This is a genomic window from Saccharopolyspora ipomoeae (assembly GCF_029952525.1).
In the GTDB taxonomy this organism is placed as follows: Bacteria; Actinomycetota; Actinomycetes; order Mycobacteriales; family Pseudonocardiaceae; genus Saccharopolyspora; species Saccharopolyspora ipomoeae.
The window spans coordinates 58,851-72,773 of record NZ_JASAOF010000026.1; the positions used below are offsets into that span (position 1 = coordinate 58,851).

Annotated in this window: 9 protein-coding genes; 2 read left to right on the top strand and 7 right to left on the bottom strand. The window is 69.7% G+C overall.

The window, feature by feature from the left end; genetic code table 11:
- Positions 1-6 precede the first annotated feature (6 nt).
- Together QFW96_RS26810 and QFW96_RS26815 are read right to left on the bottom strand one after the other, a co-directional pair.
- Complete coding sequence (locus QFW96_RS26810; RefSeq protein ID WP_281458514.1) at positions 7-1,539, bottom strand: acyl-CoA synthetase; 1,533 nt, start codon at positions 1,537-1,539, stop codon at positions 7-9.
- Positions 1,540-1,580: 41 nt separating this feature from the next.
- Positions 1,581-2,237 carry a PaaI family thioesterase gene (locus QFW96_RS26815; protein ID WP_281458515.1) on the bottom strand — a complete coding sequence of 219 codons (657 nt, stop codon included), beginning with the start codon at positions 2,235-2,237 and terminating at the stop codon, positions 1,581-1,583.
- A gap of 178 nt (positions 2,238-2,415) precedes the next feature.
- On the opposite strand from QFW96_RS26815, the gene QFW96_RS26820 reads away from it, so the two are divergent.
- Complete coding sequence (locus tag QFW96_RS26820) at positions 2,416-3,198, top strand: IclR family transcriptional regulator domain-containing protein (protein ID WP_281458516.1); 783 nt, start codon at positions 2,416-2,418, stop codon at positions 3,196-3,198.
- Between the two features lie 57 nt (positions 3,199-3,255).
- Here QFW96_RS26820 and QFW96_RS26825 read toward each other — a convergent pair whose 3' ends face one another.
- On the bottom strand, positions 3,256-4,083 hold the full coding sequence (locus QFW96_RS26825; protein WP_281458517.1) for a glycine/sarcosine N-methyltransferase: 828 nt from the start codon (positions 4,081-4,083) through the stop codon (positions 3,256-3,258).
- Positions 4,084-4,451: 368 nt separating this feature from the next.
- Here QFW96_RS26825 and QFW96_RS26830 point away from each other — a divergent pair, with 368 nt between their 5' ends.
- Entirely contained in the window at positions 4,452-5,483 is a 1,032-nt protein-coding gene (locus tag QFW96_RS26830; protein ID WP_281458518.1) for a glycoside hydrolase family 43 protein, read from the top strand.
- A gap of 57 nt (positions 5,484-5,540) precedes the next feature.
- Here the strand turns inward: QFW96_RS26830 and QFW96_RS26835 are convergent, their stop codons facing one another.
- The 4 genes from QFW96_RS26835 to QFW96_RS26850 form a co-directional block, all read right to left on the bottom strand.
- Positions 5,541-6,992 (bottom strand): glutamate synthase subunit beta, encoded by a 1,452-nt coding sequence (locus QFW96_RS26835; protein ID WP_281458519.1) that lies wholly within the window; start codon positions 6,990-6,992, stop codon positions 5,541-5,543.
- The gene (gene gltB, locus QFW96_RS26840) at positions 6,985-11,547 is read right to left on the bottom strand and encodes a glutamate synthase large subunit (protein WP_281458520.1); all 4,563 of its coding nucleotides are present in this window, start codon (positions 11,545-11,547) and stop codon (positions 6,985-6,987) included. The genes QFW96_RS26835 and gltB overlap by 8 nt, the downstream gene beginning before the upstream one ends.
- A 433-nt stretch (positions 11,548-11,980) precedes the next feature.
- Positions 11,981-13,255 carry a glycosyltransferase family 87 protein gene (locus tag QFW96_RS26845; RefSeq protein WP_281458521.1) on the bottom strand — a complete coding sequence of 425 codons (1,275 nt, stop codon included), beginning with the start codon at positions 13,253-13,255 and terminating at the stop codon, positions 11,981-11,983.
- A gap of 160 nt (positions 13,256-13,415) precedes the next feature.
- A complete protein-coding gene (locus QFW96_RS26850; protein WP_425524799.1) occupies positions 13,416-13,901 on the bottom strand; it encodes a MarR family winged helix-turn-helix transcriptional regulator in 486 nt (161 codons plus the stop codon).
- Positions 13,902-13,923 lie beyond the last annotated feature (22 nt).

Genomic DNA, 13,923 nt, shown 5'->3' on the forward strand with positions numbered 1-13,923 from the left:
CTCAATTCATCGGGTGTAGCGGGCTTTGAGCTTGCCCTTGACGAGTTTTCCGGTCGGTGTGCGCGGCATGTCGTCGACGAAGTCGACGCTGCGCGGAACCTTGTAGTGCGCCACCCGCTCGCGGGCGTGCTCGATGATCTGCCGTTCCAGCTCCGGACCGGGTTCCGCGCCCGGCGCGGGCTGCACGACGGCCTTGACCGCCTCGCCCATCTCGGGGTCGGGAACGCCGAAGACCGCCACGTCGAGGATCGAGGGGTGCAGGGCCAGCACGTCCTCGACCTCCTGCGGGTAGATGTTCACCCCGCCGGAGATGATCATGAAAGCCTTGCGGTCGGTGAGGAACAGGAACCCGTCCTCGTCGATGTAGCCGAGATCGCCCATCGTGGCCCAGTTGAGGTGCTCGGGGTGCTTGACCGAGCGGGTCTTGCCCGGATCGCCGAGGTACTCGAACTCGATCTCCTCGCGTTCGAAGAACACGGTGCCGACCTCGCCGGCGGGCAGCTCGGTGCCCTCCTCGTCGCAGACCCGGACCACGCCCAGCACCGGCCGCCCCACCGAACCGGGCTTGTCCAGCCACTGGGTGGAATCGATCATCGTCATGCCGATGCCCTCGGTGGAGGAGTAGTACTCCTGCAGGATCGGGCCCCACCACTCGATCATCGCGTGCTTGACCTCGACCGGGCAGGGCGCGGCGGCGTGCACGGCGGTGCGGTGGCTGGACAGGTCGTAGCGGGTGCGGGTCGCCTCGTCGAGCTTGAGCATCCGCACGAACATCGTCGGCACCCACTGGCTGTGGGTGACCTGGTAGCGCTCGATGGCGCGCAACGCCTCCTCGGGGTCGAAGCGCTCCATCATCACCACGGTCCCACCGATAGCGTGCACCGTCGCGCAGTAGCGCAGCGGCGCGGCGTGGTAGACCGGCGCGGGCGAGAGGTAGACGGTGTCCTCGCCGAAGCCGTAGAAACCGCGCAGCAGGTCGACCAGGATGTTGCCCGGCTCGTGGACCTGCCGGTCGGGCAGATCGGGCCGGATGCCCTTGGGGCGGCCGGTCGTGCCCGAGGAGTACAGCAGATCCGCGCCGCACGGCTGCACGGCCGGGACCTCGGTGGAGGCGGCCGACAGCGCCTTCTCGTAGTCGTCGTAGCCGGGCACCGCGCCGCTGTAGGCGAGCCGCAGCCGAACCCCGGGCGTGAGCTCGGCGACCTGCTCGGGCAGCTCGCCCAGCCCCGCCGAGACGACCATCGCGCTCGCGCCGGAGTCGTTGACGATGTAGGCGACCTCGTCGGGCTGCAGGTGGTTGTTGACCGCGCAGACGTACATGCCCGAGCGCACCGCGGCCCAGTACACCTCGTAGGCGTGCAGGTTGTTGTCGGAGAGCACGGCGACCACGTCGCCCTTGGTCAGTCCGGCCTCCCGCAGCGAGTTGGCCAAGCGCAGCGAGCGGTCGTCGAGTTCCCGATAGGTCAGCACCTCGCCCGAACCGGCCATGATCAGGGCCGGTTTGTCGGGCGTGGTGGCGGCGTGGACACCTGGGTACATGCGGCTCCTCCTTGAACCTCGCGTACCGCCTTCGATTTACCTCACTTGACCAGTCCTTCGACCTTCCCGAAGAGCCGGCTGGACTGCTCGGCGTTGGGCACCACGAACCTGCCGTCGGCCTCCACCAGGACCGCGTCCGGCGCGTCGGCGGTGCAGATCGTGGCCTTCGACTCGGTCCAGCGCCCGTTGACCTGCTCGACCCGGCCGACGATGCGCAGCGGGGTCGCCAGCGGCACCGGGCGCCGGTAGCGCAGCGACAGCTGGACGGTCATGCCGGGCGGGGCGCCGCCCGCGGCGTGGGCGTGCCCGAGGATCTGGTCGAGCAGCATCGCGCTCATCCCGCCGTGCACGTAGCTGGGCGGGCCCTCGTAGGCGAGCCCCAGCGTGCAGGTGCCCACCGCGGCGCCGTCGACGATCTCGACGTGCATCGGCGGCGAGATCGGGTTGCCCGGCCCGACGGCCGGGCTGTACAGGCGGCGCGGGCGGCGGCCGTCGTCGACGGCCGCCATCTGGCCCCGCTCGCGCCGCACCGCGTCGAGCGGGGGCACCAGCGCCCGCACCTGCTCGGTGATCTCCCGCAGGGTCTCGGTGTCCGCCTCCGTGGACACAGCGGCGTCGGTGAGGTCGCGCAGCGCGGACCCGAGGTCGCGCACCGCCTGCCGGCGTTCCCGCAGTTCATCTTCGCTGTCGGCGGCCACGTTCGCTGTTCCCTCCGGGGTGCACGATCGGTTTCCGGCCTTCAGTTAAACCCGTCGCCCGCCCCTCAGTCCAGACAGACCGGCCGGTCGGTATGAAACTTCGAGGCGGGAGGCGTGTCAGCCCGGCGGTCTACCGGCCGTGACCGGATAGGCTGAGGCGAGCGATTCGGGAGGTGGCGTGCCGCAACAGCGTGGGGAGCACTTCGTCCGCGCCGTGGAGCGGACCATGTCGGTGCTGCGGGCGTTCACCCCGGAACGAGCCGAGCTGTCGCTGACCGAGGTCGCCCAGGCCGCCGACCTGGACCGGGCGGGCGCCCGGCGCATCCTGCTGTCGCTGGTCGAGCTCGGCTACGTGCACCAGACCGACAAGCGCTACGCGCTGACACCGCTGGTCCTGGAGTTCGGGCACGCCTACCTGACCAGCAGGTCGCTGCCGCAGATCGCCGAACCGCACCTGCAGGAGCTGACCCGCCAGGTGCGGGAGATGACCGCGATGGCCGTGCTGGAGGGCACCGAGACCCGCTACATCGCCCAGGTGCCCAGCCCGAAGCTGCTGTCCGTGGCGATCCCGGTCGGCTCCCGGTTCCCGGCTCACGCCACCTCGATGGGCAAGGTCCTGCTGGCCGCGGTCCCGCCGGAGCAGCTCGACGCCAGCCTGCGCTCGATCGAGCTGGCGCCGATCACCCCGCACACAGTCACCACGCGCGAGGCGCTGCTGGCCGAGCTGGCCACCGTGCGCAAGCAGGGATTCGTGATCGCCGACGACGGGCTGGAGGAAGGGCTGCGGGGTGTCGCGGTCCCGGTCCGCGACACCGACGGTCGCGTGTTCGCCGCGATCAACGTCTCGCTGGACAAGCACAGCTCCACCGAGGAGGGCGTCCGGCGCGAGATCGTGCCGCTGCTGGCCCGCACGGCCGCCCGCATCGAGGCCGACATGCGGATGCGGCCCGGGGGCCGGTGACATCACCGGTCCCCGGGCCGCATCCCGGCAACCCCGTGGCGGGTTCGCGGCCGGACGTCAGGCGTCCGGGTCCTCCACGTAGGCCTTCTCCGCGACGTGGATGAAGAAGTCCGGTTCGTCGACCGGCTGCTCCTGGAAATCACCGAAGGTCTCGATGCGCTGGAACCCGACGTCGCGCAGCAGCCCGCGCAGGTAGTCGCGCCGCAGCGGGTACATGTTCAGGTGGTACTCGCTGCCGTCGGGGAACTCGTAGCGGTACCGGGCCAGCCCGTCGTCGACGTGGTCGGGAACGGCCTCGACCTCGGTCCCGCAGTAGTAGTAGCTGCTCTTGCCGCCTACCTTGCCGTCCAGCAGGGCGTCGTAGTTGCGCTGGTCGATGATGAGCACGCCGTCGTGCTTGAGCATGGCGTAGAACTCGGCGAGCGCCTTCCGGCGGTCGTGCTCGCTGAACAGGTGGGTGAAGGAGTTGCCCAGGCAGATGACCGCGTCGAACTCGCCGTGCACGTCGCGGTTGAGCCAGCGCCAGTCGGCGTTGACCACGCGCAGCAGGTGGCCGCCGTTGTCCAGGCCGTTGCGGAAGGCCTTGGCCAGCATCTGCGGGCTGCCGTCGGCGCTGACGGTGTCGAATCCCGCCTCGATGAGCCGGACCGAGTGGAATCCGGTGCCGGTGGCCACGTCGAGCACGCTGCGGACTCCGCGGGCCTTGAGCTGGTCGACGAAGAACCGGCCCTCCCCGTCGGCGCGCCGTTCCCAGTCGATCAGGTCGTCCCACTTGTCGACCATTCCACCCACGTATTCCTGGGTGTAGTGGTCGGTTTCGCGGACTTCCAGCGGGTTGTCTCCGAAGAACTGCTCGCGAATGTCGGTCAGGACGGTGTCGCTCATGCTCCCGTTTCCTCGAATCGTTTCGACAGTGGTGCGGTGCGCGGCCGCCGAATTCAGCTGCGGAATTCCGGTGTCTCCGACGCTAGTCCCCGAAAGGAGAACAGCAAGGCCCGTTCTCCTCTCGCACACCGGCGAAAGCACCGCGACACCGCGGAAAAGCAGCCCGGATCCGCGCTCTGACCAGTGGATCCACCGGCCCCCTCGCAGCGCCCGGCGCGTCCCGATCCGCGTCCACGAGCGGTTCGGACGCCGAACCCCGCGGTCGCTGGGCGAACCCAACCTCCATGCCCGGGACGGGTTACCCGGATGCCCTCGAATGCCACGCCGAGAAGCGGAAATCGTCCTGGGCGCACCGCATTCGCAGCACGGTGAGCGGAGTGCGACACCGATCAGCAATCGCCCGCAGGACGCTGCTGCGCGGGGCGCTGGCCACCGGCGCCCTCTCCATGACCGGCACCACCGCTGACGCCTGGGGATCACCCGTGCGCTTCGACAACCCGCTGGCCCGGCAACGAGCCGACCCGCACGTCCACCGGCACACCGACGGCACCTACTACTTCACAGCGACCGTCCCCGGCTACGACAGCGTCGTGCTGCGCCGCTCCACGACGCTGCGGGGTCTGGGCGACGCCGACGAGCACGTGCTGTGGCGCAGACACGGCAGCGGCGAGATGAGCAGGCACATCTGGGCTCCGGAGCTGCACCGCGTCGACGGGCGCTGGTACGTCTACTTCGCCGCCGGCAGTTCCGCGGACATCCAAAGCATCCGGATGTACGTGCTGGAGAACGCCGCGACCGACCCGCTGAGCGGCGCGTGGGTGGAGCGCGGGCCCATCAGCACGCCGTGGGACACCTTCGCCCTGGACGCGACGACCTTCGCCCACCGCGGTGTCCGCTACCTGGCCTGGGCGCAGCGCGAGCCCGGCATCGAGACCAACTCGAACCTCTACCTCGCGCCGCTGTCGGACCCGTGGACGCTGGGCGGTCCACCGGTGCGGCTGGCGATCCCGACCCGCGACTGGGAGACGCGCGGATTCCGGGTCAACGAGGGACCGGCAGCGCTGGTGCGCCACGACAAGGTGATTCTGACGTTCTCCGCCAGCGCCACCGACAGCAACTACTGCCTGGGCTTGCTCACGGCCCCGGCCGACGCGGACCTGCTGGACGGCGGCTCGTGGCGGAAGAACCCCGACCCGGTGTTCACCACCTCCGCGGCCCACGGCCAGTACGGGCCGGGCCACAACAGCTTCACGGTCGCCGAGGACGGAACCGACGTGCTCGTCTACCACGCGCGCCCGTACGACGCCGAGGTCGGCGACCCCAACCGGCACGCCCGGCTGCAGACCTTCGGCTGGAAGCACGACGGCACACCGGATTTCGGCTCCCCGGTACCGGACTGATCACGAAACAGCGGTGCCCCGGTCCGAACAGGACCGGGGCACCGCTGGGAACTTCGCTCAGACCATCGGGCGGTCGGTCGGCTCGATCGGAGCCGGCAGCACGTCCCGTCCGGTGAGGTAGCGGTCCACGCCCGCGGCCGCGGAGCGGCCCTCGGAGATGGCCCACACGATCAGCGACTGACCGCGTCCCATGTCACCGGCGCTGAACACGCCGTCCACGCTGGACATGAAGTTCTCGTCGCGGGCCACGTTGCCGCGCGGGTCGAGCTCCACGCCCAGGTCCTCGATCAGACCGGGCTTCTCGGGGCCGACGAAACCCATCGCCAGCAGCACCAGCTGCGCCGGGATCTCGCGCTCGGTTCCGGCCACCGGCTCGAAGCCGTTGTCGGTGCGCTGGACCTCGACCAGCCGCAACGACTGCAGCCTGCCCTGGTCGTCACCCACGAACTCCTGGGTGTTGACCGAGTACAGCCGCTCGCCGCCCTCCTCGTGAGCCGAGGTGACGCGGTAGAGCATCGGGTAGGTCGGCCACGGGTGCGCCGCGGAGCGCTCCGCAGGCGGCTGCGGCATGATCTCCAGCTGCGTCACCGACGCCGCGCCCTGGCGGTGCGCGGTTCCGACGCAGTCGGCACCGGTGTCACCGCCGCCGATGACCACGACGTGCTTGCCCTCGGCGTGGATCGGCGAGCGCTCGAAGTCGCCCTCCTGCACCTTGTTCGCCAGCGGCAGGTACTCCATCGCCTGGTGCACGCCGTCGAGCTCGCGGCCCGGTGCGGGCAGGTCGCGGGCCTGGGTCGCACCACCGGCGAGCACGATCGCGTCGTAGTCGGCGCGCAGCTGTTCCACGGTGACGTCGACGCCGACGTTCACCCCGGTGCGGAACTCGGTGCCTTCGGCGCGCATCTGGCCCAGACGCCGGTCCAGACGGCTCTTCTCCATCTTGAATTCGGGGATGCCGTAGCGCAGCAGTCCGCCCACGCGGTCGGCCCGCTCGTAGACCACGACGCTGTGGCCCACGCGGGTCAGCTGCTGCGCGGCGGCGAGCCCGGCCGGACCGGAGCCGATGACCGCGACCTTCTTGCCGGTGTGCTTCGGCGGCAGCTGCGGCTTGACGTAGCCGGCCTCCCAAGCCTTGTCGATGATCGAGATCTCGACCTGCTTGATGCTCACCGGGTCGCTGTTGATGCCGACGACGCACGCCGCCTCGCACGGGGCGGGGCACAACGTCCCGGTGAACTCCGGGAAGTTGTTGGTGGCGTGCAGCCGCTCGATCGCAGACTCCCAGTCGTCCCGCCACACCAGGTCGTTCCACTCGGGAATGAGGTTGCCCAGCGGGCAACCCTGGTGGCAGAACGGAATTCCGCAGTCCATGCAGCGGCCGGCCTGCTTGGTCAGCCGCGGCTGCTCGAACTCCAGGTAGACCTCGCGCCAGTCCTTGATGCGCACGTCCACCGGGCGACGCTGCGGGGTTTCCCGCGGCGTCGTCATGAATCCCTTGGGGTCAGCCATGAGCCGCCTCCATGATCGCCTCGTTGACGTCGCGGCCCTCGCGCTCGGCGGCGCTCTGCGCCTCCAGCACGCGCTTGAAGTCGCGCGGCATGACCTTGCCGAACCGCTCGACCGCGGTGTCCCAGTCGGCCAGCAGCTCGCGCGCCACCGCCGACTCGGTCTGCTCGAAGTGCCTGCGCACCCGGTCGTGCAGGAACTCGCGGTCCTCGTCGTCCAGCGTGTCCAGGTCGACCATCTCGGGGTTGATCCGCCGCGGGTCGACGTCCAGCAGGTACGCGATACCGCCGGACATGCCGGCCGCGAAGTTGCGCCCGGTCTTGCCCAGGATCACCGCGCGACCACCGGTCATGTACTCGCAGCCGTGGTCACCCACGCCTTCGACGACGGCGACCGCGCCGGAGTTGCGCACGCAGAACCGCTCGCCGACGATGCCGCGCACGAACAGCTCGCCGCCGGTCGCGCCGTAGAGCAGCACGTTGCCCGCGATGATGTTCTGCTCGGCCACGAACGGCGCCTTCGGGTCGGGGCGAACCACGATCCGCCCGCCGGAGAGGCCCTTGCCGACGTAGTCGTTGCCGTCACCCAGCAGTCGCAGGGTGATGCCGCGCGGGACGAACGCACCGAAGGACTGCCCGGCCGAGCCGGTGAAGGTCACGTCGATGGTGTCGTCCGGCAGGCCCTCGCCGCCCCAGCGCCGGGTCAGCTCGGAGCCGAGCATGGTGCCCACGGTCCGGTTGACGTTGCGCACCGGCAGGTCCAGCCGCACCGGGGTGCCTTCCTTGAGCGCACCCTCGGACAGCTGGATGAGCGTGTTGTCCAGCGCCTTCTCCAGACCGTGGTCCTGCTCGGTGGTCTGGTGCAGCGAGGTGCCCTGCGGCAGCTCGGGGACGTGGGTGATCGGCGCGAGGTCCAGGCCCTGGGTCTTCCAGTGCCGCACGGCGTCGGAGGTGTCGAGCAGATCGGCGTGACCGATCGCCTCCTCCAGGGACCGGAAGCCCAGCTCGGCCAGGTACTCCCGCACTTCCTGGGCGATGAACTCGAAGAAGTTCACCACGTACTCGGCCTTGCCGGAGAACTTCTCCCGCAGCTTCGGGTTCTGCGTGGCCACACCCACCGGGCAGGTGTCGAGGTGGCAGACCCGCATCATGATGCAGCCGGAGACCACCAGCGGAGCGGTGGCGAAGCCGTACTCCTCGGCGCCCAGCAGCGCCGCGATCACGACGTCGCGACCGGTCTTGAGCTGGCCGTCGGTCTGCACGACGATCCGGTCGCGCAGGTCGTTGGCCAGCAGCGTCTGCTGCGTCTCGGCCAAGCCCAGCTCCCAGGGACCACCGGCGTGCTTGATCGACGACAGCGGCGAAGCACCGGTTCCGCCGTCGTGCCCGGAGATCAGCACCACGTCGGCGTGCGCCTTGGACACACCCGCCGCGACGGTGCCGACGCCGACCTCGGAGACGAGCTTGACGTGAACGCGCGCCCGGGGGTTGGCGTTCTTCAAGTCGTGGATCAGCTGCGCCAGGTCCTCGATCGAGTAGATGTCGTGGTGCGGCGGCGGCGAGATGAGGCCGACGCCCGGCGTGGAGTGCCGGGTCTTGGCCACCCACGGGTAGACCTTGCCGCCGGGCAGCTGACCGCCCTCGCCGGGCTTGGCGCCCTGCGCCATCTTGATCTGGATGTCGTCGGCGTTGACCAGGTACTCGCTGGTCACGCCGAAGCGACCGGAGGCGACCTGCTTGATCGCCGAGCGCCGCGAGTCGCCGTTGTCGTCCGGGGTGAACCGGTCCGCGTCCTCACCGCCCTCACCGGTGTTGGACTTGCCGCCCAGCCGGTTCATGGCGATCGCCAGGGTCTCGTGCATCTCCTGCGAGATCGACCCGTAGGAGATGGCGCCCGTCGCGAAGCGCTTGACGATGGACGAGACCGGCTCGACCTCGTCGATCGGCACCGGCTTGCGCGCGCCCTCGCGGAACTTGAACAACCCGCGCAGCGTCATCAGATCGCGCGACTGGTCGTCGACGGCCTGGGTGTACTCCTTGAACACCTCGTAGCGCCCGGAGCGGGTGGAGTGCTGGAGCTTGAACACCGTCTTCGGGTTGAACAGGTGCGGTTCGCCCTCGCGGCGCCACTGGTACTCGCCACCGACGGCCAGCGAGCGGTGCGGCGCCTGCACGCCGTCGACCGGGTAGGCGCGGCGGTGCCGCTCGGCGACCTCCTGGGCGAGCACGTCGAAACCGACCCCGCCCAGCCGCGAGGTGGTGCCGGTGAAGCAGCGCTGCACCACGTCCTCGCCGAGACCGATGGCCTCGAAGATCTGCGCACCGGTGTAGGAGGCCACAGTGGACACGCCCATCTTGGACATGGTCTTGCGGACGCCCTTGCCCAGCGCCTTGATCAGGTTCGCGGTCGCCTGCTCGGCGGTGGTCCCGTTGATCACGCCGGTGGTGACGAGATCTTCAACGGTGGCCATCGCCACGTAGGGGTTAACGGCGGCGGCGCCGTAACCGATGAGGAGAGCGACATGGTGCACTTCGCGAACGTCGCCGGCTTCGACGATCAGACCCACCTGGGTGCGCTCCTTCTCGCGCACCAGGTGGTGGTGGACCGCGCCGGTGGCCAGCAGCGACGGGATCGGCGCCCGCTTCGCGTCGGCCTTGCGATCGGAGAGCACCAGGATGTGCGCACCGTCGGCGACGGCCTGGGAGACCTCCTCGCAGATCTCGTCCAACCGCGCGCGCAGCGCCTCTCCCCCGCCGGAGACCCGGTAGGTGGCGTCGATGACGGCGGGCTTGAGGTCCGGCCGGTCGCCGTCGTCGTTGATGTGCACGATCTTGGCGAGCTGGGCGTTGTCGAGCACCGGGAACGGCAGCACCAGCTGGTGGCAGGCCTCCGGGGCGTGGTCCAGCAGGTTGTGCTCGGGCCCGACGTGGGTGCCCAGCGAGGTCACGAGCTCTTCCCGGATCGCGTCCAGCGGCGGGTTGGTGACCTGCGCGAACAGCTGCGTGAAGTAGTCGAACAGCTGCCGGGGGCGTTCCGAGAGCGCGGCGAAGCCGGTGTCGTTGCCCATCGAGCCGATCGGCTCGGCACCGCTGGTGGCCATCGGCTGCAGCAGGACGCCGAGCTCTTCCTGGGTGTAGCCGAAGACCTGCTGCCGGTGCACCAGCGAGTCGTGCGAGGGCAGTTCGCGCTCACGCTCGGGCAGGTCGCCGAGGCGCACGACGCCGGCGTCCAGCCACTCCTGGTACGGGAACTCGTCGGCGAGCTGGCCCTTGATCTCGTCGTCGTCGATGATCCGGCCGGCGTCGGTGTCGACCAGGAACATCCGGCCGGGCTGCAGCCGGCCCTTGCGGACGACCTTCTCCGGCTCGAACTCGAGCACGCCGACCTCGCTGGCCAGCACGACGAGCCCGTCCTCGGTGACCCAGTAGCGGCCGGGGCGCAGACCGTTGCGGTCCAGCACCGCGCCGATCTGGGTGCCGTCGGTGAAGGCCACCAGCGCGGGACCGTCCCAGGGCTCCATCAGGTAGTTGTGGAACTCGTAGAACGCCTTGCGCTTGGGGTCCATCTCGGCGTGGTTCTCCCACGCCTCCGGGATCATCATCAGCACCGAGTGCGGCAGCGACCGGCCGCCCAGGTGCAGCAGCTCCAGGACCTCGTCGAAGGTCGCGGAGTCGCTGGCCTCGGGCGAGGCGATCGGGTACAGCCGCTTGAGCTCACCGGGGATGAGGTCGGTGTCGAGCATGCTCTCGCGGGTCCGCATCCAGTTGCGGTTGCCCTTGACGGTGTTGATCTCACCGTTGTGCGCGATGAACCGGTACGGGTGCGCCAGCGGCCAGGACGGGAAGGTGTTCGTGGAGAACCGCGAGTGCACCAGCCCGATCGCGCTGGCGAAGCGCTCGTCACCCAGGTCCGGGTAGAACGCGCCCAGCTGCGCCTCGGTCAGCATGCCCTTGTAGACGATGGTGCGGGCGGAGAGGCTCGGGAAGTACACGTCGGCCTCGTGCTCGGCGCGCTTGCGCACGCAGAACGCCCGGCGCTCGAACGCCAGCGCCGTCTCGGCCTGCCGCCCGTCCTGGGCGCCGATGAACAGCTGCCGGAAGTTCGGCATGGTCTCGCGGGCGGAGGTGCCCGCGCAGTCCGCGGCGATGGGGACCTCGCGCCAGCCGAGCAGCCGCAGCCCTTCCTCGGCAACGATCCGCTCGATGACGGCCGCGGCTTCCTCGGCGGCGGCGTCATCGGCGGGCAGGAACGCCGTGCCCGCCGCGTAGGTGCCGGCTTCGGGGAGCTCGAAGGGCACGACCGCGCGGAAGAACGCGTCCGGGATCTGGGTCAGCAACCCGACACCGTCACCGGTCTCGGGGTCGGCGCCCTTGGCGCCGCGGTGCTCCAGGTTGCGCAACGCCGTCAGTGCTTTGTCAACCAGGTCATGACTCCGCCGACCGCGGAGGTCGGCGACGAACGCGACACCGCAGGCGTCGTGCTCGTTGGCCGGGTCATACAGACCACTGGCTTGGGCGCTACGCTGCGCCACGCTTCTTGCATGGTGGGATTGGGGCATCGGACCTCCCGTCGACAGGCTGCGGCGCGCAGCAGGGCATGACTCACCCACTGCGAACCGCGGGAGCCTTTGGGGGCACTGACAAATAAGGATGCGCCGTTGCACTCTTGGTCAGTTTGAGGCACTGTACAGACCCAGCGGCCCAAAAGCTACCGCTAGGTAATACGAAGTTAAGGGAACATGACGACTCTCAGACAGTGAGACGCCGTTGTCGCCAAGGCCGGGAGTCCGAGGAATTGTGCACCACGCATCTGTCCTAAGGCGACAGCTGGCGATCATCAGTGGTGTTGTTCACGATCTTCTTGCGCAGCACCGAATCCAGTGCGAATAGCTGCTCACGCCATTCGGATTCGGTTCAGAACCGCACTTTTGCGTAATTGTTGTTACACCGTGCGTGCGCGTGGGCGCAATCACCCGAATGCGAAACGCGATTTCAGACACCCGCTGGTTCCGGTAGCGAAGCCCGCGGAACCTCGGGGCGAATCGGCTCGCGCCGGGCCTTGCGCACCAGCAGCCCGATCAGCACCAGCCCCAGCAGCGCGTAGGGGTTGCCGAAGAGGTGGGCCACCACGTCCCACGGAGGGCCGCTGGGCATCCAGTTGAAGGCCGCCGCCAGGACCGTGACCAGCGTCCAGCCCGCGACCGCGAGCCAGCCGACGCTGCGCAGCCGGACGGCGTAGCCCAGCAGCACCAGCAGCCCGGGAGCGCACCACACCCAGTGGTCCGACCACGACGTCGGCGAGATCAGCAGCGCGAGCAGCGCGTTGGCCGACACGGCGAGCACCGGTTCCACGCGGCGAACGGCGAATCCGACGGCGAGGGTGACCGCGATCGCGAGCAGGAGCCAGAACCCGTTCTGCGCCGCGGCCGGGAGCTCGAAGCGCGACAGCGCGCCCATGATGGACTGGTTGGTGTGGAACGCCGACCCGCTCACACCGTGCGCGGGGCCCTTGCCGAACCAGTACTCGACGGCGGCTGAGCGGTTCAGCGCGAACCCGGACAGCGTGGCCACCACGGCGGTGCCCACGGCGACGACGGCCGCGCGGTAGTCCTTCCGCAGCACCAGGAAGAGCAGGAACGCGGCCGGGGTGAGCTTGATGGCCGCGGCGATCCCGATCAGCAGCCCGCGCGGCCAGCGGGGCGACTCGGCGAGGCAGTCGGCCATCACCAGGCCCATGAGCAGGATGTTGACCTGACCGAGGCCGAACGACGAGTACACCGGTTCCAGGAACAGCGTCAACGGCAGCAGCACCGTCGCCGCGGCCAGCGCTCCGCGGGCGCCGACAGCGGGCCACAGGTGGCGGAGGACCAGGTAGAGCGAGCCGCCGATGGCCAGCAGGTCAAGCAGGTAGAGCGCCAGCAGACCCGCACTGAAGGGCAGCAGGGCCAGCGGCGCCAGCGGCGCCAGCGCGAACGGCGGGTAGACCCACGGCAGGACGCGGCCGATGCTCACCGTCGGCGCGGTGTTCATGATGTCGCCGCCGGCCAGCCAGGTGTGCACCGCCCAGCGGTAGACCTGGTAGTCGATGGCCGATTCCTCACCGATGCCCGCGCGGGGCGTGAGCAGCAGCAGGCCGAGCGAGACCAGCACCAGCGGGATGCCTATGAGCGTGATCGCGCGCGAGTTCGCCACCACGAAGGCGCGCAGGCGGTCGGGCAGACCGCCGAGGTGCAGAGCAGGGACGGAGCCGATCCGTACCGTGGCCACCCTGTGTCCTCTCGTCCGAGCGGCGCCGTTGATTCGCCTGCGTGATCGCGCGATCACACCCGGTTCGCCGCGCCGCGGGAATTCCCCCGGTGAAAGCCGAAAAACCTTAACCCACGTCGGCGGGTTCCCGGCACGCGCCTCGCCGGGAACGACCGGACGTTCACCCTGCCACGTCGAGCGGCCCGAGAACCTTCGCCAGCAGTTCGCCCAGCCGTGTCCGCTCCTCGTCGGTGAGCGGGTCCAGCAGCGCCCGCTCGCGTTCGAGCTGAGCCGGGAACACGCGGTCGATGACCTCCCGGCCGCGGTCGGTGAGCCGCACGTCGACCTCGCGCCGGTCCCGGGTCGAGGGGTTCCGGGTGATCAGCCCGTCCTGCTCGAGCCGGGCGAGCCGCTTGGTGGTGGCCGCGCCCGACGACAGCATCTCCTTGGTGAGCCGGCTGGGCCGCAGACCTCCCCCGGCCCGCCGCAGTGCGCTGAGGACCTCGAACTCCATCCGGGACAGCTTCAGCTCGTCGAGGTCGTCGTCGTGCCGCTGGTCGGTGATCGCCGCGAGCCTGCGCACGCGCCCGATCACCTCGATCGGGGTGAGGTCCAGGTCCGGGTGCTGCTCGCGCCACTGCTCGCGGATCCGTCCGACGACGTCCAAGGCCACACTCCTTCACGGGTAA

Coding starts and splice junctions, on each gene's coding strand:
- QFW96_RS26810 (WP_281458514.1), bottom strand. CDS start 1,539: ATGTACCCAGGTGTCCACGCCGCCACCACGCCCGACAAACCGGCCCTG.
- QFW96_RS26825 (WP_281458517.1), bottom strand. CDS start 4,083: ATGAGCGACACCGTCCTGACCGACATTCGCGAGCAGTTCTTCGGAGAC.
- QFW96_RS26835 (WP_281458519.1), bottom strand. CDS start 6,992: ATGGCTGACCCCAAGGGATTCATGACGACGCCGCGGGAAACCCCGCAG.
- gltB (WP_281458520.1), bottom strand. CDS start 11,547: ATGCCCCAATCCCACCATGCAAGAAGCGTGGCGCAGCGTAGCGCCCAA.